This window comes from Maribacter polysaccharolyticus, assembly GCF_028882255.1.
GTDB lineage: Bacteria > Bacteroidota > Bacteroidia > Flavobacteriales > Flavobacteriaceae > Maribacter_A > Maribacter_A polysaccharolyticus.
On record NZ_JARBUY010000004.1, the window covers coordinates 70035 to 94528 of the forward strand.

Here is a 24494-nt window from a genome sequence, read left to right on the forward strand (position 1 = left end):
TGAAACAAATTGGTTTTAAAACGGTTAGGTCAATCCTGTTTATCAATAAACTCCACATGGGTTAATTTCACTACTATGGCGTTATGCCAAATTTTGTTATTGTACACCCTTTGGGCCCTGGTTATTGAGATTTCAACGTTGTGGTCTTGTTGCTTAAAACGGGATTCCGGTAAGTTGTTGGGCGAATATTCCACGATCAAATCATTCTGCCCCAAAACGGAAATTTCGGTATCCTTTGTCGTTTTCAAGTTATGGATATAAAACAACCTTCTTTTTCCTTTAAACCATTCAGGTTGATTCGTAATAAAGGCATAGGCCGTGTTTTCATCTTTGGCTTTTGTAAACCATATATCCCCATCTTTAATTTGGGTGGGTACTGTCCTTACTTTTTTGACCCCTTCATTATTTACAAACATCCAAAGTGCAATTTCCCTTAATCGCTCTTCTTGTTCTATAGGTATTTCCCCGTTTGGTTTTGGTCCTACGTTCATTAAAAAATTACCCCCTTTCGCCCTTATTTCAATGAGTTTATTTATTAGTTCCTCCCCACTTTTATATACTTCGTTGGTTGGTTTGTAGGCCCATTGCGTACCCATGGTCATACAGGTTTCCCATGGGCCAGGTTGCGCACCACCGGGTATTTTTTGTTCGGGCGTACTCATTTCCCCTCGGGTTACCACAATATTCGGGTCTAATGAATGTACATATTGGGCCATGGGGCGCGTGCTGAAAGCATCAAAAAACATGACATCAATAGGGCCGTATTTAGTGACCAATTCCTTTACTTGCCTTTTATCATATTCGAAAAGCGCTTTGTTCTTGGTGATTTGGGTCATTTCCCCTTTTCTGGAAATGACATGCCCCTGTTTATGAAGAAAACTAAAATCTTCCGGAGAAAAATAGAATCCGACCTTTAAACCGTATTTACGCAAAGACTTCACCAACATGCCGGTAATGTCCTTACCGTAGGGTGTATTCATGATATTGAAATCGGTGGTTTCGGTATCCCACATACAAAAACCGTTATGGTGTTTGGTGGTAAACACCACATATTCCGCACCCGTTAATTTAAAGAGCCTTGCCCATTCATCGGGGTCGAAATCTTTTGGATAGAATGTCTTGGGAAGCTCTTCCATATAACGTTGCACATAATCTTCCGAAGCCCCGACCAGGGAATGGCTAATTACGCTACCCAATTGGGAATCCATACTCCAATGGATGAATATCCCGAAGCCCATATCCATGAATTGTCCATTAAGCTCGGGCTTATTCTTGAGCTGACTAAAAACAAACGTGCTTATAAAACACAGTAACGTGGCTGTAAGGTATCTTTTGTACGCGATCATGGCTTTATCATTAAATTAAATTTTAAGAACGGTATGGCACAAACAGGTCCGATATTCTCCACTTTTCCTATTTATCCAAATCCATTATGGATTACATTTCAATGTCAGGATTGAATTCCTTTTTCCCTCTGTTATAATTTCAAAATTCACAAATCCCCTTCAATCAATGACCAGGAATCAAAATCCCGATCGAGCTTATTACCATCTTCCGATATCATTACCCATTGGTCTTTTAGGGCGAAAACATCGTATGTCAACAATGGGCCGTCTGGAAATTGGAATTGCCCCTTCAATACTTCAGGGTCAGGGTTTTCTTTTAAGACTTTTTCAAAAATCGCCGAAGACCCAACATTTTCGAATAATGCCATTAACCCAAAACGGGGCGTGGAATAAACAACGATGGTTACATTTTTGGGACCTGAATAGACGGCCCAACTTCCATTTTTGATTATGACATCCACATTCTTGGGAATGGATACCGGACCCGCGGCACAGGAAAAGTTCTTATATACCCCCGTGTTGTTCCAATCCATAAAATCATCCCCTGGTCCGGCAAGGTGGAATATTTCCGACAGCTGATCTTCCCGATCGTTGAGGAACAAACAAATAGGTCTGGTCACAATCAATGATCGTTCACCCCTGTTCACCCCTCCTGCACTCAGCAGAAAATTCTTCCCGGCACTGCTAATTTCAGGTGAAGCTTCGGGACCATGACCCTGACGGATAAAATACCCGTCCTTTTTATCGAAAAGCATGGAAACGAACTTATCTGCCGGGCGATAGGGCATACATGCCCCCATAAGAGCGTGTATTGCAGCCTTGCCAAGGTTTTTGTCGTAATTTTCCATATCCGAATAGCTGAGCCAAGCTTTTATAAACGCCGAGTGGTAATCGGTGGTGAGTTCCTGAATGCCCGCTTTTTCATATCGCCTTCGCATTGGCGGGAAATGTTTTAAATTAAGGCTATTCAAGGCATAACCCCAATTAATGTAATCGAGTACCTCCCTAGCCGTTGTACTTACTTTTTCCGAAGCATAAGCTTCCAGGTTCAGTAAAGCGGTAATGGTATATCCCAGATAAGGAATGGAGTTGAATTCATACAGTCCGTTCGTCTTCATTTCATCCAAAAACAATAAAAGTTTTTCTTCCATGCCATTTTGGATGTTGTTATAATAGCTATCGGTATTTCCATGTAACCTAATCCATCGGTTTTTTAGATATCTGGATCCTTCAGTCATCAATATATGGTTTTCGGTTTCCATTACCTGACCCAAGGTTTTGGGTACCGTATAGCTAAAGGTATTGCCCTCTTCCGACAATAACACATTTAAAAGATGGTTTTTGGTTTCCGGATATACCAAATCGGGGCGTTCTCCAAATTTCCAAAGAATCGTGGTAAGGATGGTTAGGGGAAAATCATAATCCCCCTTTGGGTTCAGTGGCCAAGATGAACCACAATTGCCCCAAACAGTCATCTTTTGTAAGGTCTCGTTGACTTCAGAAATATGCTGCCCCAACATCATTCTGGCTAAAAGAATGCGAGTGGTATTCCCTTTTTTCAATAACATCGCATCGGTAATTGGCATTTTCGCGATGATCTTATAAATACTATCGGCAAAAATCGACTCATTTTTCCATTCCAAAGTCCTATCATGGGGAACAGTGACATTTCCTTGCTTAATCGCTACATCACGGTAACTTATTGCACCAAAAACCTGTGACTGAAGCTGCTTGTTATTGAATAACATCAATAACGCCAACACCCCGATCGTGACCAATAAAATGTATTTCACCTTCTTTTGAACCATCTTAGGTTTATCTTGGCATTCGAAATTTCCGATCAACTAAAATAGCCGATGGCTTCATAGGAACCCTAAACAGCAGGTATTGAAAACATAGTACCAACTTTTTAGTAGTATAAGCAATCTAACAGTCGTTTATTTTAAAGTTTAGTCATTGACTTTATCAGTCATTTTCAGAACCAGGTTTCCTCCTTTTATAATATCGCTATGACGGATTACATATCCATTGACCGGTTGCCCATTCAGGACTGCTGATGCCACGAATACATTTTCCTTGCTATTATTGATCGATTCAATGGTAAATGTGGCATTTGAATAATAATCGGGGTTCAATTTAATACTGATCTTATCAAAAATGGGGCTTCCTATTTGATACTCGGGGTCCTGATCGGTACCGCCATTCATTTGGAACAAGCCTATTTTCATTAAAACCGCCAAACTCCCCATTAACCCTTGGTCTTCATCCCCATTATAGCCTGTCGCGGGCGACAAACCGCTAAAGGCTTTTGCAACCACCTTACGTGACCATTGTTGGGTAAGGTCGTACCTACCCAATTTATGGAAAACAAAAGCCGTTTGAATGGAAGGTTGGTTACCATAGTTTATGGGAATACGTCGGTATTCAGGATGCAGCTCTTGGGCATGTGAATTACCGGAAGTGAAGTTAAGTTTCTCAGCTTTCATGAATTGATTTTGCAGTTTTTCAACGGCTTTATCGTTACCCCCCATCAATGCCGCCAACCCCTCTAGATCATGGGGGACAAACCAAGTGGATTGTGCTCCATTCGATTCTATAAAACCTATTTGCACTTGGTAAGGATCGAATTTCTTTCGCCATTCCCCTTTTACGTTTTTTGGACGCATCCAACCCGATTCCGTATCAAAAACGTTTTTATAGTTTTTTGATCGTTGAATGAAATACCCATAATCTTCTTGATGATTCAGTTTTTTCGCCAATTGGGCCAAGGTCCAATCTTGATAGGCATACTCCATGGTTAAACCGGACCCTTCTTGGTGCCCACCAAAATCGCCCTCCGGAATGGGATAAGGAACAAATCCCTTTTCGTAATAATACTTGAACCCCCCGCCTAATTTTGTATGGTGTTCATAACCCGACTTTTCCATAATTCCTCCGGGCATATGGTTTTTCTTCAAGGCTTGGTAAATACCCTCCAAATCTTTATCGATAATTCCCTTTTGGATCGCCGTAACTATAAATGGTGTGGATGAAGCACCTGTCATTACATAGGTATAATTACCTCCCGAGGGGCCACGGGGAACCATTCCCCCGTCTTTGTAGTACTGCATTAACGAATGGGCGAAATCCTCCATGATTTCCGGATAAACCAAGCCCCAAAGGGTATTGAGGGTCCATTGCGCCCCCCAAAACGAATCGGAATTATAATGGTTGAATTTTGGCACACCAGTTTCATCAAGTGGTAATTGCCCTATTCTAAACGTTTCACCGGTATTGTCCGGATAAGCCCCACTAACATCGCTAATGATACGACGCCCTTGAAGGGCATGCCATAAATCGGTATAAAAGCGCGATTGCTCTTCATCAGAACCGCCTTCAACCACTATCCTACCCAATAACCCATTCCATTCGGCTTTGGATTCCGAAACAATGGTGTCAAAATCCCAGTGCGGCAATTCGACCGCTATATTGTTATCGGCATTTTCAACCGATGTATACGAAATTCCGATTTTCATTAAAACCTTTTTCTCCCCATCCTTTAAATTGACCAGGTAATTTCCTGTTTTCGGGTCTTGTTGGATCGAAGTGATATCGGTATTCAATTCAACTTTAAAATATACGGTAAGTGGCTTGGGCCGCCTACGTGTTGGATCCATGACCACACTGCCGGAAAGTTCATTGTTTTTATTCTGCCATAATTTACCCCCGGAATTTTTACAGGGGCCCAATAAGGTGTTCAAATTAAACAATATTGCAGCTTGTTTTTTCCCCGGAAAGGTATATTGATGAAACCCTACGCGCTTGGTGCCCGTTAATTCCACCCCGATATCGAAACGATCCAAATCTACTGAATGGTACCCTGGAGCCACCTGTTCCGTTTCATGCTGGAATTTTGAGTAAAAATCAGTGTAAATAGTCTTCTTATCCCCTTCGGAAACCGTTACCGGCATGACCGACACACCGGACATCTGCCATGCATGGATGTGACTAAACCCTTTAATGGTATCGGTATTATACCTATAACCACTGCCCCAGGCACCTCCAATTTGAGTATCTGGACTTAGATTCACCATTCCGAATGGGCGGCTGGCAGAAGAGAAGAAAAACCATCTGGAGTTTTCAGTGTCCAATAGTGGGTAAACTTTTGATGTGAAATCCGTTGGTATCACATTATCGATCAATGCCGATTTTTTCTCTTTGCTCCCACAAGATGGAAAAAAGAGCATTAAAATCAAGATTCCGATATATATACTTATTTGGCTTTGGGTCAGCTTCATCATGTTCTATTTATAATGTCATTTTATTCAAGTTAGCCGCAATGTCATTTAACATTTCCACGGTCGGGAAACCATTGTTTCGCCTGCGTATTCCTATAGCGTACCAATTGTTCCATTTTTCATCCAAATCTCCCGATTCCCTGTGTTCAAAAATCCTTGCCAATTGCTCCCTGGCTACAGGAACCATCGCAATTGATTCTTCTAAAAATCCCATGTTCCGTGTCGTTTCAAATTGCCGCTTTAAAACAGCCATTTGATGAAGGGTGGTTTCAAATGCCAGTAAATCTGAATACAATACCGTTGGAAGTAGGATATATGCATGGTAAAATCCGTCGGTTTCCCCTGCTTTTGCATATCCTGAATTCGCTTCTTCCAAAGCCTTATCCAAGTACTTTGAGGAGCGTACCGTGTTATCGATATCGTTGGCAACCCTTTCATAATCATACGGTACAGGGGTCTTGCCAGGTCGTTGAATGGGAGCATTCGATAAATAGGAAACCGCTTCCCTGATTTCCCATAAATGTTCTACATAGCCTTTTCGTCCTTCTTGGGCCTTATGCAACCATTTCATGGAAGCAACGGCATGTTGAGCGACTTCTTCGGAAAAATAGCGCGCTGTCCAATCCTTATAAAAATCGTCCCCGTTAAACGTCTCTGGGCTATTACAAACGGCACTATAGGCTTCCAAATTCAATAAAAAGGGCCTGAAGTTCTGTCCGTTTACCAAACAGAAGGCATCCGCATTGTAATTTTGAAACATGCCTTTCATAACGGTCTCGATCTTTTTTGGGTATGGATTGTGTACCGTATGGTTCAACCAATAGCCTGCATGCATATAGGTTCCAAAATCGTATCCATCCGTCGTATTGGGGAAATGTTCGAAATCTCCAAATCCATGATCGGACCACAGAACAATCCAATCCTTAGGTGGCCTGAATCCGTTATTCCACATGGGCATTCCATCGGAATAACACACCAAAACCTTAGTGGCATCCGTCTTATATTCATCGACCAAATTGCCGAAGGCCTTATAAACCTCATTGAAAACATCAATCTTATTTTCGCCACAGGAACTTTCATATTTCCAGTCCCACACCTGATGGCGTGGACGAAGAATAAAAATATCGGTTTTTGCCAAAGGTGTTTCCTCAAAATAATAGCGCCAGGCATCCAACCAATCATTTTTATGGGTTTTCCAGCAATCCGCTTTTTCAGCCGGCATGGGATGGATTTGATAGCCTAAATTAAAATCAATGGCGACTTTCATGCCTTTTTGATGGGCATAGTCTATCATCTTGTCTATATAAGCAATGTCTATTTGATAGTCGGGTTTCAATTCTTTGTATTCCGGACGGATATAAAATTCGGGTCTTCCCAACATGTCGAACAGCTGAATGGCATTGTAACGCAACCGAACCAAAGCATCGATCAGTTCGGTGTAAGTTTCCCAATCGTATTCCAACAGTTTCCCCCTGTAATTGGCCAACTCATCCACATCATTTTCAAAATAAGCCAGCAATGGGACTTTTGGTGGCGCAATGGCTCTTGGAACAAAATCATAAAGGTCCTGTTTGGATTTTTTATCCGGTAATTTCCCCGTCCAATATTCCAAGGGGTCTACACCCAATATTTCCTTGGAATAATCGTAAATGGCATACTGCAATCCCTGAACATCCGAACCACCGATAACTATGGCCTCTTGCCCTGAAGAAAGTTTTGCCTTGGACCAGATACCCCCTCGCGGCCCTGGGATCGATTCCGATAAACCGATAGTGCCTTGATCAGCCAGTTTTTTGATCAGTGCGTTGGATCCCGTGGTTCCGAGTACAAAAAAACTTCCGTTGTCGGGCAAAGGTCCCGATTCGGAAATAATGGCTATACTATCCCCCAAAACCTTTTCCAAATCATTTTTCAAATCCCCAATGGAATTCAACTCAACCTTATCCATGGCTTCCCCAACGATCAAATAATAAGTATCATCGTCCTTGTCTTGGGAACAAGATAGGCACAGTAATATGCTCAATACCAAAGCACATAAACGACAATGTCCTCTAATGAAATTCTTCATGGTCTTATACTTTCTGAAAAGTGATTTCGGATTTGTAACCGTTTCGACTGATTATAAAAAAATTCGAATATGCTATAGACAAGTCAGTAATGGGTAAAAAATATAGGCAGGCATATAATCACCTGCCTATACATACTAACTCAAAAAACTACTACTAAACGATTGCTTAATAATTGGGGTTCTGCTCCATCGTATTCGGGGATAGGGCCAATTCCCTCGTTGGTATGGGACGCAACAAATGCGTTGCTGCATCAAATGCACCATGGTCTATCACATGTGGGTTATAGAGCTCTATACGCTCTTCCAATTTCCCCATGCGTTTCAGTACTGCCCATCTGTTGGTTTCCCCTGCCAATTCCAAAGCACGTTCTTCCAAAATGGTATCTAAGTCGATGGTGGTATAGTGATCAACTACCCCAGTAGCCCGTTCCCTTACCCTATTGATATGAAATAGGGCTTGATCAGTATTTCCGGTACCTAAAAAGGCTTCTGCAGCCAGTAAATGTGTTTCGGCTACCCTAAAGACAAACGTATCACGAGCTCCTCCATTTTCGTCCAAATAAACCTCATCATCAAACTTTTTCATTATTGGGAAGTTTACAAAATATGGATTTGATGAATATGTGTAATTTACTCCCTCAATATCATCTGGTTTACCCCACAGGTATTCATCGGGTTGATACACCCAATACCTGTCTAACTTATCGGTAAGTTCTGCGATCTCAAGTGGTTCTTTCGGAAAATATACCACTGTATCTCCTGGCACAATAACGTCATCCTCCCAAGCAGCCTCTTCGTCTGCATAAATAACACGGTGTATAGTAGTCGCTTCACGGGTATCATTATCCTCGAATAAAGAGTAGAAATACGGTGTCATCATCCAGCTAGCTCCCGATGTACCATATTGGTTTGAACGACTTACACCCGGATAATCGAATAGATTGTACATAAATAAGGAGTGCTTGTTGTTATTTCTATCGCTTGCAAATGCATTATTTTCCCAATGTGCAGCAAAAAGAATCTCATCGTTTATTTGATTGTCATAATCGAACACTTCGGCAAACGTTTGGGTTCTGATATCGTATCCATCAATGGCTTCTATCGCTAAATCTGCAGCTGTTTGAAAATCGTTAGCTCCGGCATACGATTTGTAGGCCCTGGTTAAATACACTTCCGATAATAAGTGTTGTGCCGCTCTTTTTGAAAAGCGCCCCACTTCTGGATCGTCCTCTAAATCGGTTATAGCGGCTTCCAACTCACTGATAATCAAAGCAAATGTTTCTTCTTCTGTTGAGCGTGTATAATCATTACGAATGCTCAACGGTTCTTCAAGGTCCAATACCACACCGCCATATTGTACTGCTAAATTAAAGAATGCCAACGCCCTTAATGCACGTGCTTGTGCTATACCATAAGCTTTAGCTTCTAAATTGGTATCATTCCAATTAACTTGGTTTTCGTAACGGTTTATTGCCGTATTAGCCTTAGCTATTACATCATAATTACTACTCCAAACACCATTGGTTTCAGGGGCTACAAAATTATTGTAATCGTTATTGCTACTAAACGCGAACAATTCACTTTTGGTTGTAAACAGGTCTGTACCTGAAAATTTATAACCATGGTTTCTATACATCGATCTTGTAGCGGTATACAATCCAACTATCAACTGGTCTGCGGTATCTTCAGTAATGAAGTTTTCACTGGTCACATCTGAATACACATCTTCCTGTATGTAGTCATCACAAGCATTGAACAGCATTGAAATAGCGAACAATACGATAACTGGTTTTATGTTTTTATATATTTTCATCTTTAATATATTTAAAATTAGTACGACAACTTAAGTCCGAATAATACCGTTTTCATCATATAACCCGCGTTATATGTATTACCTAATGCGGTTTCTGGATCCGGACCTGCATAATCGGTGAACGTAAATGGATTTTGAATATCCAATGACAACCTTAGGCTAGACATTTTCAGCTTATCCAACATCCCTTGATTAAAATTATACCCTAAACCGATGTTACTGATTTTAACAAAATCCACATCCACGTAATAATCGTTTCCTGTTGAAGCATAAGCTACAGCGGGATATTTCGCATTTTGGTTATTAGGGGTCCAATAATCCAGATCTACCTTATTGAACTTAGCCCCATCATTTTGCCAAGGGGCAAAGTTGTTATAGAACTCCGAGTGCCCGAAAGTGCCTTGTCTGGTATGCATTTGTACGGATAGATCCACATTCTTGTACGTAAATGTGTTGGTCATACCCCCAATCCAATCGGGAGATATAGACCCAATTACCGTATTGTCGTCTTGATTTAACACACCATCGTTATTAAGGTCGGCATATTTCCATTGCCCTGGAAAGGCATTGTAGGAATGTGCCTCGGCCGCCTCATCCAATTGCCATACACCTATTATTTTGTAACTGTAAATGGCATCTACGGCCTCTCCTATTTGACGTACACCGTGGTTTCCGTAAGGGATTTTATCCAAATCACCATCCAATGCTATAATCTCGTTTCTGTTACGTGCATAGTTTAAGCTGGTGGTCCATTTAAAATCGTCGGTTTGTATATTCGTTGTATTCAGGGTCAATTCAACACCTTTATTCCTTACGGAACCATAGTTACCAATGGCAGTTCCATATCCTGTTATGGCCGATAAGGTTTTACCTAAAATGGCATCAACCGTTTTCTTATTGTAAATCTCCAAACCTAAACGCACCCTGTTCTGCCACACGGCCAAATCAACCCCGAGGTTAAACTCTTTAGAACGCTCCCAGGTCAAGTCATAGTTGGCCAATCCCCCTATTTCCACACCGTTTAAATGATTGGTTCCGAACACGTAATCGGATCCATTTAAAAACGCCAAAGATTGGTAAGGCCCAATGACATTATCGTTACCAGACTCACCATAACTCAAACGCAACTTAAGATTACTTAACCAATCCACATCTTGTAAAAATGTCTCATCACTGGCTTTCCAAGCAAATGCCGCAGAGGGGAAGAATGCCCACTCGTGCCCTACCGCTAATTTAGAAGAGCCATCATACCTCCCTGTAAAAGTAAATAGGTATTTATCATCTATGCTATAGTTCAACCTTCCTGCAAAAGAGGCCAAGGTTTCCTTTTCATAGCCCGTTGAATAGGTACGCACATCCAAGCCAGCAGCCGTGTTGTAGTATTTATACACATCGGTATCAAAGTTCCTGGTTTCAATTTGGCTACCTTCATCTTGTCTGTAGTATACCGAAGAGATCAATGTGGTTTTTAAATTGTGCCCTTCAGCGACATCAAAATTCATATCCACAATATTATCCCAAGTATAAGAAGTATTGAAAAACGCATCATAATACGCACGTGTACGGGTCTCGTCATTTCTCGCCGATTTAGTCAACAATCCGAATTGCTGTCCATGACGGGTCGTACGTAAATTTGGTGCGAATTGCGTTTTAAAACTCAACCACTCTGTAGGCTTATAGTTTAAAAATACATTGGCAATAACATCCAACGATCTTGTGTTGTTCAACCAGGCATCTTCATAAGCTTCGTAATACGGGTTTGTAAAACGCCCATCTTGATCGTCTGGGAACAGAATAAGGTTTCCATCAGGATCGCGAGGATTTACCGTAGGTGCCAAACGCAATGTACTTCTGAATAACTCGTTACTTCCTGTTTCGCGTTCCGACAGTGATAAATAAGCTTTTAAACCTACAGAAAACTTATCCGATACCTTCTTCGTAATTGCTGTACTTAAGTTGTATCGTTCAAATTTCTCTATGCCCATTACCCCTTCATTGCTTAAATACCCGATAGAGCCATTATAGGTTAGACCATTATTTCCGCCGGACATTGCTATATTATGGCTGGTTTGAATCCCTGACTTTATATAGTCGTTCTGCCAATCGGTGTACCGACGGTTCGCCACATTATCGGCTTCTTCATTCGACGATCTAAATTCGCCAGAAAAATCGATAACCGCATTGTTATAGTCATCAACCGTTGGATAATAGGGTGTGGAATAATCAAATAGCCCCTGCCATACTCTACTCCTTAGTACATCTTCAACAAAAGCAACATACTCATCCCCATTGAACATATCAGGTTTGTTCGCTACTGAATTTATACCTATGCTCGCTTCATATGTAAATCTTGTTCTACCCTCGACACCGTTTTTAGTAGTAATGATCACAACACCATTTGCACCTCTAGATCCATAAATGGCTGTTGCCGAAGCATCCTTTAAAATGTCTACCTGCTGGATATCGGAAGGGTTTAAAATATTGATGTCATCAAAAAATACCCCGTCAACAACAAATAAAGGCTTTGAAAGGTCTCCATCAAAATCCAAACCATCCCTGGTTTCATCATTATTTTGAATTACCGTATTCCCCCTAATATCAAAAGAAAGGGGTGCACCGGGTTTGTTGTTGGTCGTTCTGACATCCACACCGGCTATTCGTCCTTGTAAGGCTTGTCCAAGATCGGTTTTCTTTTGTTCGGTCAAGGTTTCGCTATCCAAAGAGGATATGGCCCCCGTTACATCGGTTCTTTTGACCGAACCATAACCGATTACCACAACTTCTTCAAGTCTCGACGCATCTTCCTCCATTTTAATGTCAATTGTAGATTGACCTTTATAAACAACTTCTTGGGTTTGATACCCAAGGTAAGAGAACATTAAAACATCCCCTTGGTCAACATTGACTTGGAAATTACCGTCAAAATCAGTGGCCGTACCATTGGACGTACCTTTAATAATAACATTTACTCCAGGGAGGGGTATATCTTGGTTATCCGTAACCGTTCCGGTGACAATAGATTGTGACCAAGAAACGTGGGCATAACCTATTAATAGAATCATTGATAGAAGTTTAAGTTTTTTCATACTATTCTAGTTTAGTTATAGCATGCAATATACAGTTAAGCTTTTGTTAAGAAATGGACAAATGATTCTAAACCATGGATGATTTATCCAAAAAAGAAATTGCCCCGGTTCCCTGAAAGCTTTCACAAACTGTTCGTTTTTTCGACTGAAACGGCTAATGGCCTCTTTTAAAAAGACCGATAAATCCATATCTTTGAATGAAGTCTCCATCTAAAAAGTTGTATAAAAACATACCTTGCCAATCAATTCTCTAAACCATACTACAAATGAAAAAACCCGTACTTTTCAGTAAAATACTACTGGTGGCCCTTGTTGGCCTATTTTTTAGCTGTAATCAAGCACCAAAAGACAACACCCCATGGAAACCCCTGTTCAATGGCGAAAACCTTAACGGTTGGACCCAAAAAGGCGGTGAGGCCAAATACACCGTAAAAGACGGGGCCATTGTTGGCAGTACCGTGCACAACACGCCAAATTCTTTTTTAACCACCAATGAAATGTATTCCGATTTCATCCTTGAATTGGACTTTAAAGTAGATTCCACCATGAATTCGGGCATACAGATCCGCAGCAATAGTTTCCCTTATTATATGAATGGTAGGGTACACGGGTATCAAGTGGAAATCGACCCTTCAAAAAGGGCATGGAGCGGCGGCATCTATGATGAGGCCAGACGTGGTTGGTTGAATACCATGGATGACAATCCCGAAGCCCAAAAAGCATTCAAACAAAACGACTGGAACCATTACCGTATTGAAGCAATCGGTGACACGATCAAGACCTGGGTCAACGATGTACCTGCCGCCCATTTGATCGATGATAAAACCGCCAGTGGTTTTATCTGTTTACAAGTACATAGTATCCACGATGATAAAAAAGCAGGGACCGAAATTATCTGGAAAAACGTAAAAATACTAACAGACAGCCTTTCCAAATATGCTAAAAAGACCCCGGTTAAGCCGATCATCACAAAGAACCAATTGACCATAGACGAAAAGAAGAACGGTTGGAAACTACTTTGGGACGGTAAAACAAACCGTGGATGGCGTGGAGCCAAACTAGACCATTTCCCCGAAAAAGGTTGGGTCATTGAAGATGGTATATTAAGCGTTTTATCTTCTGGAGGTGCAGAATCGAGAGCCGGTGGGGATATAGTCACCGCAGAGCTATTTGGGGATTTCGAGCTTAAAGTGGATTTTAAATTAACCCCAGGGGCAAATAGCGGTATTAAATATTATGTAGATACGGAAATCAATAAAGGACCGGGCTCTTCCATTGGTTTGGAATATCAAATTTTGGATGATGATTTACATCCAGATGCTAAATTGGGCAACCATGAAGGTAGCCGAACGGTAGCTTCCCTCTATGACTTGATAAAAGCTGACATAAACAAACCCATTAATCCCATCGGTGAGTGGAACACCGCCCATATCATTTCAAAAAACAACCACGTGGAACACTGGTTAAACGGTGTGAAAGTCCTGGAATACGAAAGAAAAAGTGAGGCGTATAAAAAATTGGTTTCTGAAAGCAAGTATGTAAAATGGCCGAATTTCGGTGAATTGGATAAGGGACAGATATTACTGCAAGACCACGGAGACCATGTATCCTTTAAAAACATAAAAGTCCGCCCCTTAAATAACAACTAAGACCAAACACAATGAGTTCAAACAGAAGAGATTTTATAAAGAAAACCGCAATGGGTGCCGTAGGGGCCACATTGGTTACCAATAGTGCAAACGCAATGTCTGCCATTAGTTATAATAGAATAATAGGGGCCAATGATAGTATAAATGTTGCCATACAAGGTCTGGGAAGACGTTATGGCTCGTACATGAATCCTATTTTCGACAAAAAAAACAACGTTAGGTTAAGCTATCTATGCGATGTCATGAAAAGTCAGCGCGAGAAGGCCGCAACCTTCGTCTCCGAAAACAGCCATCACAAACCAAAGCTGGAAAACGACATCAGAAAAATCCTCGAAGACAAAAAAGTCGATGCCATTTTTATGGCGACACCGGATCACTGGCATGCTCCAGGTGCTTGTATGGCCATGCAGGCAGGGAAACATGTTTATCTGGAAAAACCTTGCAGTCACAACCTTGAGGAAGGTGAATTACTAATCGCCTATCAAAAGAAATATGGCAAGGTAGTACAAATGGGAAACCAACAACGCTCCTCATTACAATCCCAAGAAATCATCAACGAAATCCACAATGGGATTATCGGGGACGTTTACAATGCCATAGCGTTTTACACCAGTAAAAGAGGTCGTGTTCCAAATCAAGTAGAGACCACCCCACCTGAGGGACTTGATTGGGAATTGTTTCAAGGTCCCGCCCCCAGAAGACCCTATACCGACAATACTTGGGACTACAACTGGCACTGGTATGGCTGGGATTATGGCACAGCGGAAATGGGAAACAATGCCACCCACGAATTGGACATTGCGCGTTGGGCCTTGGATGTAAAATATCCTGAGCACGTAGAAGTGAAATCCGGTAAATTCCATTATAAGGATGATGGCTGGGAAATGTACGATACCATGGAAGCTACATTCCGTTTTGCCAACAACAGGACCATTCAATGGGACGGTCGCAGCCGAAATGGTTACGACAAATACGGTGCCGGTAGGGGCACGATCATTTATGGATCCGAAGGTTCGGTATTCATAGATAGGGACGGTTATAAATTATATAACTTAAAAGGGGAACTAATAAAAGAAAATGTAATTGCCGGACTTGAAAATGGCAACACTTTAGGTGGCGGTGGAGGCCTTACGGTAGCACACACCTTGAACTTTTTCGATACCATCAGAGGAACAGCTGAATTGACATCCCCCATCGAACAAGGGGCCATAAGTCAGATGTTGACACATTATGCCAATATAGCTTCTCGAATAGACCAATCTTTTGATGTTGATGAGCATACAGGACGTATTTTCAATAGGGAAGCCATGAGACTGTGGTCGCGAACCTACGAACCTGGATGGGAAATAAAACCCGTTTAAGTTTGGTTTATTTCATTAAAAATTGCATCTTTTTGCCCATTAATCCTAGAATAAAACATGAAAAGAAGAGAGTTTATAATCAAAGGCTCCATGACCTCTGCTGCCCTAACGACCTCAGCATTGGCCTTGGGCAAGGCTTTTGATTTTAAAAATGCGAATGAAACCTTGAATATAGGCATAATCGGTACCGGTGATAGGGGTACCGGCCTTACCCATAACATCAACAGCATCGACAACTTCAATGTCATAGCCTGCTGTGATATTTTGCCTTTTCGATTGGAAAATGGGTTGAAAACCGTTGATGGAAAAGCAAAGGGTTATAAAGATTACAGAAAGCTGTTGGACAATAAGGACATCGATGCGATTTTGGTTACCACACCGTTCAACCTACACGCCAAGGTCGCCATGGATGCCCTGGATGCCGGGAAACACGTCTACTGTGAAAAAACCATGGCCAAAGGCTACCATAACATAGACCACCTGGCGGAAAAGGCCAAGCAATCGACCAAACTCACCTTTCAAACCGGACATCAGTACCATAGTTCCAGGTTATACACCCATGTCGTAAATCTTATCAAAGAAGGTAAAATAGGAAAAATATCAGCTTTCGAATGCCAATGGAACCGACATGGGAATTGGAGAAGGTCGGTCCCAAGCCCTGAGTTGGAAAAACTGATCAATTGGCGCATGTATCGTGAATTTTCAGGTGGTTTGGCCGCCGAACTTTGCTCCCACCAAATTGATTTTGCCAATTGGGTACTCGGTGAAACCCCAACACAGGTCATGGGAACCGGAGGAGTGGATTATTGGAAAGACGGCCGTGAAACGTATGACAATATCCATTTGATCTATAACTATGCCAGCGGCGTCAAAGCCAAGTTCACTTGCCTGACCTCCAATGCCAAAGACGGTTACCAGATAAAAGTCCTGGGCGACAAAGGCACTATTGTTTTGAATTACACGAAAGCTTGGTTTTATCCAGAAGGCGGAAAAAAAGAATTGGGTGTTGTTGATGGTGTTTCCGGTGCAACCGCCAAGTGGAACAAAGACCTGGGATTCCCTATAGAAGTTGAACACAAGGAACCAAGCCTACAGGCTCTGATCGATTTCAGGGACAATGTAATGAACAACCAAAAGCCTGTTTCCGGAATTGCAACGGGTGCGAATACTGCCAAATGCATTCAAATGGGACTGGATGCCATGTATAACAATGAAATTATCAAAGCCCCTCAATTTTACCACTAAACCCTTTTGTCAGATACATTAAATGAAAAACCCCCTATTATTAATTGCCCTACTATTCATAGCTTCCCATATTCATGGCCAAAGCAACGATGGAAAAATACTTTTGGAAAACTCCTTTTTTCAGCCTAAAACCATCGTAGAACTGGAAGAAGGCCATTACTTTATCGACTTTGGAAAAGCCTTTTTCGGCACATTACAAATACACCCTCAAGAAAGCCAATCGGATTCGCTTATTATCCATCTTGGTGAAAAACTGGAGACCCCCAATAAAATAGACCGGGACCCTGGGGCTACGATACGGTACCGAAAATCAACGGTGACCTCCTTACAGGCCAACACCCCTGTAAGTGTTACCCTAAAACCCTATAAAAGAAACACCAGTGGTGCTGCCATCATGCTACCGGACAGTGTTGGAGCCATAATTCCATTTCGGTATTGCGAAATCGAAAATTTGAAAATCCCCATCGAATCGGTGAAATTCGAACAAAAAGCCCTCCACTATAGATTTAATGACGATGCCAGCTATTTTTCGTCTTCGAACAACATCATGGATTCCATATGGGAAATGTGCAAACATACGATCAAAGCGACAAGCTTTACGGGCTATTATATAGATGGAGACCGGGAACGCATACCCTATGAGGCCGATGCCTACATTAACCAATTGAGCCACTACAGCGTGGATAATGAATATACCCTGGCCCGGCGTACCAATGAATATTTCATAAAAAATCCCACCTGGCCCACAGAATGGCTGTTACACACGGTCATGATGTTTTATACCGACTATATGTATACCGGCGATCTTGGGCCTCTAAAAAAACATTATGAAAGCCTAAAACTAAAAACCCTTATGGACTTAGAACGTGCCGATGGCTTAATAAGTTCCAAGTCGCCCCGTTTAACACCGGAATTGATCCTGAAGTTGGGCTTTAAAAAACCGGACACTAAAATAAAGGATATCATAGATTGGCCCCCGGCACAAAAAGATACCGGTTGGAAGCTGGCTACGGCCGAAGGCGAAAGGGACGGATACGAGATTGTACCCGTTAATACGGCCGTAAATGCATTTTACTACCACAATTTGGTGCTCATGGGTAAGATTGCCGATGCGCTCAATAAAACTGAGGATGCGGCTTTGTTCCGAGATAAAGCCACCCGCGTAAAAAATGCGATCAACACAAAATTATTCAATGCCGAAAAAGGTATTTACTTAGACGGTGAAGGTTCCGACCATTCCTCGTTACACGCCAATATGTTGCCACTTGCCTTTGATTTGGTTCCTCAAGAGCATGTGGGTACCGTAACGGAATTCTTAAAATCAAGAGGAATGGCCTGTAGTGTTTATGGGGCCCAATATTTATTGGAAGGCCTCTTTAAATACCATGAAGCGGATTATGCTTTTGACCTAATAACGGAAACCAATGGCGACCGCAATTGGTGGAACATGATCAAAGTGGGATCGACCATGGCCATGGAAGCATGGGATGTAAAATACAAACCGAACACCGACTGGAACCATGCATGGGGAACGGCTCCTTTAAATGTCATCACACGTTACCTATGGGGCATTCAACCTAAAACACCAGGTTTTGATATCGCCCGGATACAGCCCAAGATGGCAAGCCTAACACATTCCGAAATAAAAACGCCTACTAAAAACGGTACGATACACGCCACTTTTAAAAGAATCAAGAACGGATCTTTTTACGACATCGATATCCCCACGGGTATGACGGCAGAATTCATTGTTCCCAAAAGCTATAAGAAACTGTATGTAAACCAAAAAAAGGTGAAAGGGAAACCAACCCTAATAAAGATCAATAGTGGCAAAAGTTCGATCAAGGTTTTGGATTAACACCCCTGTGAACCATATTTAACTTGGCAACCAACCATTGTTTCATGGGTATTGGAAAGCTTCGAACAGCAATAAACTTCCAGTGAAGTTTCCGAGGCCGAACCGATGTACGTTTCTTGGGACAATGGGTAGCTAAAAAAGTCCTTACTCCGAATACATTTTATCGATTAGTGCCTTATATTTTTTCTGGATTACTTTTCGCTTTAATTTCAAGGTGGCCGTAATTTCCCCCGCTTCTATACTGAATTCTTTGGGGAGCAAGGTAAACTTCTTGATCTTCTCGAATTTGGAGAACTCTTTTTGAAGCTCTTCAAATCGTTTTTCAAAAAGATCCACAATCTGGTTGTGTGCAATTAATTCCTCAACATCCTTAAAGGTGATCTTGTGTTCGAGAGCGTATTTTTTTAAATTCTCAAAACTGGGGACAGCCAAGGCCGTAACATATTTTTGTTGGTCGCCGATCACGGCAATCTGCTCGATAAACGAATCGTTGATCAAGGTGGTTTCCAATTTTTGGGGAGCAATATATTTTCCTCCCGACGTTTTCATCAGATCCTTGATCCTGTCGGTAATCACCAAGTTGCCATTATCATCGATTTTACCGGCATCCCCGGTATAAAACCAACCCTCTTTAATCACTTCGGCCGTAGCTTCCGGCTTTTTATAATAGCCTTTCATTACTCCCGGCCCTTTTACCAACACTTCGTTATTCGCGCCAATTTTAATTTGGGTTCCCGTAATGGGTTTTCCCGCAGAATTGAATTCAAAATGTGTGTCACCGAACAACGTAACCGTTGCCGTGGTTTCGGTCAAACCATATCCACATTTGATATTGAGTCCGAACGAATGAAAAAACGATACCATATCCGCCGCCAAAGGAGCCCCACCACAAGGCATGAACTTTATACGGCCCCCGAAAACCTCCCGTAATTTGCCCAACACCAGTCTATCGGCAATTTTATATTTTAAGCGTAAAGCCAATGGTGCTTTTTTGGCAAGCCGTTTATGTTTGTTATAATAATTGTTGCCGATACCTAAAGCCCAACTTGCCAATTTCATCTTGGTAGGTGAAGCCTCCTTTCTTTTTTCCTGTATTGCCGAAAAAATCTTCTCGAAAATCCGAGGAACGGTACACATCAAAGTTGGTTTTACCTCTTTAAGGACATCCGCTATTTTTTTAGGGTCCCGGTTAAAATATATTTCGATTCCCTTATACAAACAAAAGAATACCCAACTGCGTTCGTAAACATGGCTTAACGGTAAAAAACTTAATGAAACATCATTTTCAGTAACATTCAATTCAAGATCATGTGCCTCCAAAGAAGACCCGAAATTCGTATAGTCCAGCATGACCCCTTTGGGCTCACCGGTTGTCCCTGAAGTATAGATTATACTTGCCAAATCATGTAATTCGCGCTCGTAATACCTTTTTTGAAGTTCTGTTTCAATACCCTCCGAAACTTCCCCCGCCACAAAATCTTCTAAATAGACGGATTTTTGCGTGGATTTTAGTTGAATGGTATGCGTTAACGCTACGATTAACCGTAAATGACCTGAAGTTTCCAGAAGGTCAAAAGCTTTATCATATTCACTTTGATCCCCAACAAAAAGCAAACTCACCTCAGCGTCATTGATGATATATTCGGCTTCTTTCTTGGAGTTCGTGGCATAAATTGGTATGGTTACGGCCCTAATACCCATAATCGCCATATCCGCAATGATCCAATTGGGCATATTTTCGGAAAAAATGGCGATGTTCTGTTGTTCCGATATTCCAAAAGCCAAGAGTGCTTTTGAAAGTTTTTCTATACGATCGTCAAAATCCGGCCAAGAAATGCCTTCCCATATCCCGAGCTCATCGTTCTTATAATATATCGCATTTTTACTTTTAAAACGTCGGGCATTTTCTTTTATCCCTTCTACTAAGTGCTTATAACCCATATGCTGTTTTTGGTTCCAAATTAAATTAGAACGGTGCGCTTAAGAAAAGCATGCTAAGGTACGAATAATTGTGCTGCCATCATTGAAATGAAAACTTTGGCATTTCATGGGAAATAGAATTTTTCAAGAGGTAATTCGTTCGTTTTATCCCCTAATTCAGCATAGAGTGCACCCAAAATACGAATTCACCTAAATGAATTAAGGATTGCAGTAGACAAACCAAATCACTATCTTTCAAATCAGTAAAATGCCAATTGAACAACTCCATGAAAAATTCGTTATTAACCGTTTTAACGGTTTGCCTATCCTATATCGGTACTTCACAAACAAATCCTAAATGGGCCCGTTACCCTGCGATATCCCCGGATGGTAATACCATTGCGTTCACCTATAAAGGAAACTTATTTTCGGTCCCGGCAGATGGGGGAACCGCAAAACAATTGACATTCCATTCTGCCCATGACTATTCGCCCGTATGGAGTAGAGACGGCAAACAATTGGCATTTTCCTCTAACCGCTATGGCAATTTCGATGTGTATATCATGGATGCCCAAGGGGGGCCGGCCAAAAGACTGACCTATCATAGTAATGATGAAACCCCATATTGCTTTTCTGGGGGGGACACCCAGGTACTATTTGGGGCAAGTCGGATGGATGCCGTTACCCACAGGCAATATCCAACCGGATTACAACCCGAATTGTACAGCGTCCCGACGAATGGTGGGCGGGTCGATCAAGTTTTGACCGTACCTGCCGAGGCTGTCCAAATGAACAGCGATGGGACAGCATTAATATACCATGACAAGAAAGGATACGAAAACACCTTCAGAAAACATCACGTATCTGCCATAACCAGGGATATTTGGCTGTATGAACCCACAACTGGCAACCATACCAAAATTACCGATTTCAAAGGGGAAGACCGCGATCCCGTATTCTCAAAAGATGAGAAGACCATCTACTATTTAAGTGAGCGGGAAGGCGATTTCAATGTCTTTTCAATGTCATTGGACAATCCGACCCAAATCCAGGCCCATACCCATTTCAAGACCCATCCCATACGTTCGTTAAGTATCGGCAATGATAAATTAGCTTTTAGCTATGATGGGGAAATTTATACCCTCACCCCGGGTTCAGCGGCGAAAAAAACACCTATTCTTATCAGGACCCAGGAAGACAGTAATCCCTTGACGTATATTCCGGTTAATGGCAATGTTCTTGAAATGGATGTAGCACCTAATGGAAAAGAGATTGCTTTTATAAGTAGAGGAGAGGTTTTCGTAACCTCGGTCGATGGTTCTTTGACCAAGCGTATAACCGATACGCCCGAGCAAGAACGCTTCGTAAAATTCATGCCCGATGGAAAATCCGTAGCCTATGCCAGTGAACGCGACGGGAAATGGAGCATCTTCAAAACTTCGAAAGCGCGTTCAGAAGAACCTTATTTCTTTGCGGCAACACTATTTAAGGAAGATACCTTGGTTACGGGCCAAAACGATATTTACCTTCCGGAGTTTTCACCGGACAGCACGTATATCGCTTATATTGAAGGCCGAAGGACCTTAAAGGTCAAAAACCTTAAAAGCGATGAAGTAAATACCTTATTGACACCAAAAGAACTTTTTCACATGGAAGATGGTGATCAATATTTTAAATGGAGCCCCGACAGCAAATGGCTGTTGGTCAATTGGGGCGTAACTTTAAGCAATGACGAGGTTTTATTAATTTCCAAAGATGGGAAACAACGCAAGAACCTTACGCAAAGTGCCTATTCGGACACTTCCCCGAAGTGGGTGAATGAGGGTGACCAAATCCTATATTATACAAACCGTGACGGATTAAAAAGCTATGCAACCAGTGGAAAGTCGGAATTGGATGTATATACCATGTTCCTAAACCAAAAAGCATGGGATAAATTCAATGTTTCCAAAGAAGAATACGATCTAATGAAGATGATCGAGGAAGCTGCTGAAGCAGAAAAAGATCAAGACAAAAACGGGGACAAAAAGAAAAAGACCAAAAAAGAACCCGAACAGGCCAAAATACTGAAATTTGATTTGGAGGATGTAAACCGGAGAAAGGCACGACTCACCATACATTCTTCAATACTCTCCGATGCCGTACTCTCGAAAGATGGTGAAAAACTGTACTACCTGACCCAGTTTGAAAAAGACCTCAATCTTTGGGAAACGGAAATAAGGACCAAGAATACCAAGATGCTCATTAGTCTAAATGCCAAAATAGGCAGTTTACAATGGGATGCAAAAAAGGAAAATCTCTTTCTTTTGGCCGATGGAAAAATAGCTAAGGTAGACGTAAAGGAAGCCAAGACAGAACCGGTAGAACTTAATTCGGAGATGATGTTGGATGCCGATGCGGAGCGCAAGTATATGTTCGACCATATATGGTTACGCACCAAAGGTGTTTTCTACACCTCAACATTTCATGGCGTAGATTGGAATGCCATACGTACGGAATACGAAAAGTACCTGCCCCACATCGGAAATGATTATGAATTTGCCGAAATGATTTCCGAAATGTTGGGCGAATTGAACGTAAGCCATGCAGGGGGGCGCTTTTCCGATGAAATAGACAATGGTGATAAAACGGCTTCATTGGGTGTGTTTTATGATTACGGATATATAGGTGACGGATTGAAAATAACCGAAGTCATTAAAGGCGGGCCTATGGACAAGGCTTCTTTTGATGTAAAACCGGGAATGATCATTGAGAAAATAAATGGTAAGGCCATTTCGGGAGCTATCGACCCGGCCTTCTTTTTAAATCGCATTGAAGGGGATTTTACCTTATTGGATATATTGGAGGACACCGGAAAGCGAAAACAAATCACCGTAGTACCCATCTCCTTAAGGGAAGAAGGTGCCCTGCTGTACGATCGTTGGGTAAAGAACAATGAAAAGGAAGTCTTGGAGAAGAGTAATGGAACCCTTGGTTATGTACACATTCCCGGAATGAGTGACGGGCCTTATCGTACCATTTATGAAGAAATGCTCGGTAAGTTCCATGACAAGAAAGGTGTAATCGTAGATACCCGTTTTAATGGGGGTGGCGATTTGGTGGCCGATTTGGCCATGTTCTTTACCGGGGTACCTTTTTTATCCTATGAAACAGAGGCCAAGGTCGTAGGGGGAGAACCCACTTTCCGATGGACAAAACCCACCTTAGCCATATTCAATGAATCGATGTACAGTGATGGTTCTTGTTTCGCCAGTGGTTATGTCGATCTAAAAATAGGTAAAACGGTAGGGATGCCCGTACCAGGCACCTGTAGTTTTGCGGGTTGGGAACAATTGCCGAATGGGGGGCGTTGGGGCGTAGTACCCGTAAGTGCCAAGAATAAAGCTGGGGAATGGATGGAAAACAATGAAACCAACCCCGAAATCCTGATAAAAAACCAACCCGAAGTCATTGCCAAAGGCATTGATGAACAATTGGAAAAATCCATAGAAGTGCTTTTGGAAGAAGTAAAATAGGCATTGGAAAAAGTTGTCTGCGGGTTGGATATAGTATCGGAAAATAAGCTATCCCTGCCCTGTTCCCTTAAAGTTGAATGACACCATAATGCCCAAATACCCATTAATTCTTTGAATTTTTCTTTCCAGTTAGTTTAAAAGATTTAAATTTGCCGAAATATTAAAAAACGGTGCACATTTTACCGTACACTGTTTTTTTTGTTTTCAACTTTAAAGCAAAGGGTCGCGTAGCTCAGCTGGATAGAGCATCTGCCTTCTAAGCAGACGGTCGAAGGTTCGAATCCTTCCGCGATCACAACACTCTCAAAACCACGCTATTTGGCGTGGTTCTTTGTTTTATGGAAAGTCCGAACGCA

General features: G+C 41.8%; 12 protein-coding genes and 1 tRNA gene. 6 read left to right on the top strand and 7 right to left on the bottom strand.

Translation table 11 applies throughout. From position 1 onward, the window contains the following. Positions 1-29: 29 nt before the first annotated feature. The 6 genes from PHU20_RS13080 to PHU20_RS13105 all read right to left on the bottom strand — a co-directional run bounded on the left by PHU20_RS13080 (position 30) and on the right by PHU20_RS13105 (position 12566). Positions 30-1346: an alpha-L-fucosidase gene (locus PHU20_RS13080; protein ID WP_274825834.1), complete on the bottom strand. Its 1317-nt coding sequence runs from the start codon at positions 1344-1346 to the stop codon at positions 30-32. Between the two features lie 146 nt (positions 1347-1492). After that, positions 1493-3154 (bottom strand): hypothetical protein, encoded by a 1662-nt coding sequence (locus PHU20_RS13085; protein WP_274825835.1) that lies wholly within the window; start codon positions 3152-3154, stop codon positions 1493-1495. Between the two features lie 141 nt (positions 3155-3295). Beyond that, positions 3296-5626, bottom strand: a complete 2331-nt coding sequence (locus PHU20_RS13090; RefSeq protein WP_274825836.1) for a GH92 family glycosyl hydrolase — start codon at positions 5624-5626, stop codon at positions 3296-3298. A gap of 7 nt (positions 5627-5633) precedes the next feature. Continuing rightward, positions 5634-7691: a glycosyl hydrolase 115 family protein gene (locus PHU20_RS13095; protein ID WP_274825837.1), complete on the bottom strand. Its 2058-nt coding sequence runs from the start codon at positions 7689-7691 to the stop codon at positions 5634-5636. Positions 7692-7857: 166 nt separating this feature from the next. Next, entirely contained in the window at positions 7858-9504 is a 1647-nt protein-coding gene (locus tag PHU20_RS13100; protein ID WP_274825838.1) for a RagB/SusD family nutrient uptake outer membrane protein, read from the bottom strand. 17 nt (positions 9505-9521) lie between these two features. Continuing rightward, positions 9522-12566 (bottom strand): SusC/RagA family TonB-linked outer membrane protein, encoded by a 3045-nt coding sequence (locus tag PHU20_RS13105; protein ID WP_274825839.1) that lies wholly within the window; start codon positions 12564-12566, stop codon positions 9522-9524. A gap of 290 nt (positions 12567-12856) precedes the next feature. On the opposite strand from PHU20_RS13105, the gene PHU20_RS13110 reads away from it, so the two are divergent. From PHU20_RS13110 to PHU20_RS13125, 4 genes are read left to right on the top strand one after another with little or no spacing between them, the layout of a single operon-like run. Beyond that, positions 12857-14239, top strand: a complete 1383-nt coding sequence (locus PHU20_RS13110) for a 3-keto-disaccharide hydrolase (RefSeq protein WP_274825840.1) — start codon at positions 12857-12859, stop codon at positions 14237-14239. Positions 14240-14250: 11 nt separating this feature from the next. Further along, positions 14251-15600: a Gfo/Idh/MocA family protein gene (locus tag PHU20_RS13115; RefSeq protein ID WP_274825841.1), complete on the top strand. Its 1350-nt coding sequence runs from the start codon at positions 14251-14253 to the stop codon at positions 15598-15600. A 57-nt stretch (positions 15601-15657) separates the two neighbouring features. Next, the gene (locus PHU20_RS13120) at positions 15658-16845 is read left to right on the top strand and encodes a Gfo/Idh/MocA family protein (RefSeq protein ID WP_274825842.1); all 1188 of its coding nucleotides are present in this window, start codon (positions 15658-15660) and stop codon (positions 16843-16845) included. A gap of 22 nt (positions 16846-16867) precedes the next feature. Continuing rightward, a complete protein-coding gene (locus PHU20_RS13125) occupies positions 16868-18703 on the top strand; it encodes an alpha-L-rhamnosidase-related protein (protein ID WP_274825843.1) in 1836 nt (611 codons plus the stop codon). 144 nt (positions 18704-18847) lie between these two features. On the opposite strand, the gene PHU20_RS13130 is transcribed toward PHU20_RS13125, so the two are convergent. Further along, positions 18848-20644 (bottom strand): AMP-dependent synthetase/ligase, encoded by a 1797-nt coding sequence (locus PHU20_RS13130; protein WP_274825844.1) that lies wholly within the window; start codon positions 20642-20644, stop codon positions 18848-18850. 266 nt (positions 20645-20910) lie between these two features. Here PHU20_RS13130 and PHU20_RS13135 point away from each other — a divergent pair, with 266 nt between their 5' ends. Next, entirely contained in the window at positions 20911-24138 is a 3228-nt protein-coding gene (locus tag PHU20_RS13135) for a S41 family peptidase (protein ID WP_274825845.1), read from the top strand. Between the two features lie 221 nt (positions 24139-24359). Then, positions 24360-24433: transfer RNA gene (locus PHU20_RS13140), tRNA-Arg, on the top strand. Positions 24434-24494: the final 61 nt, after the last annotated feature.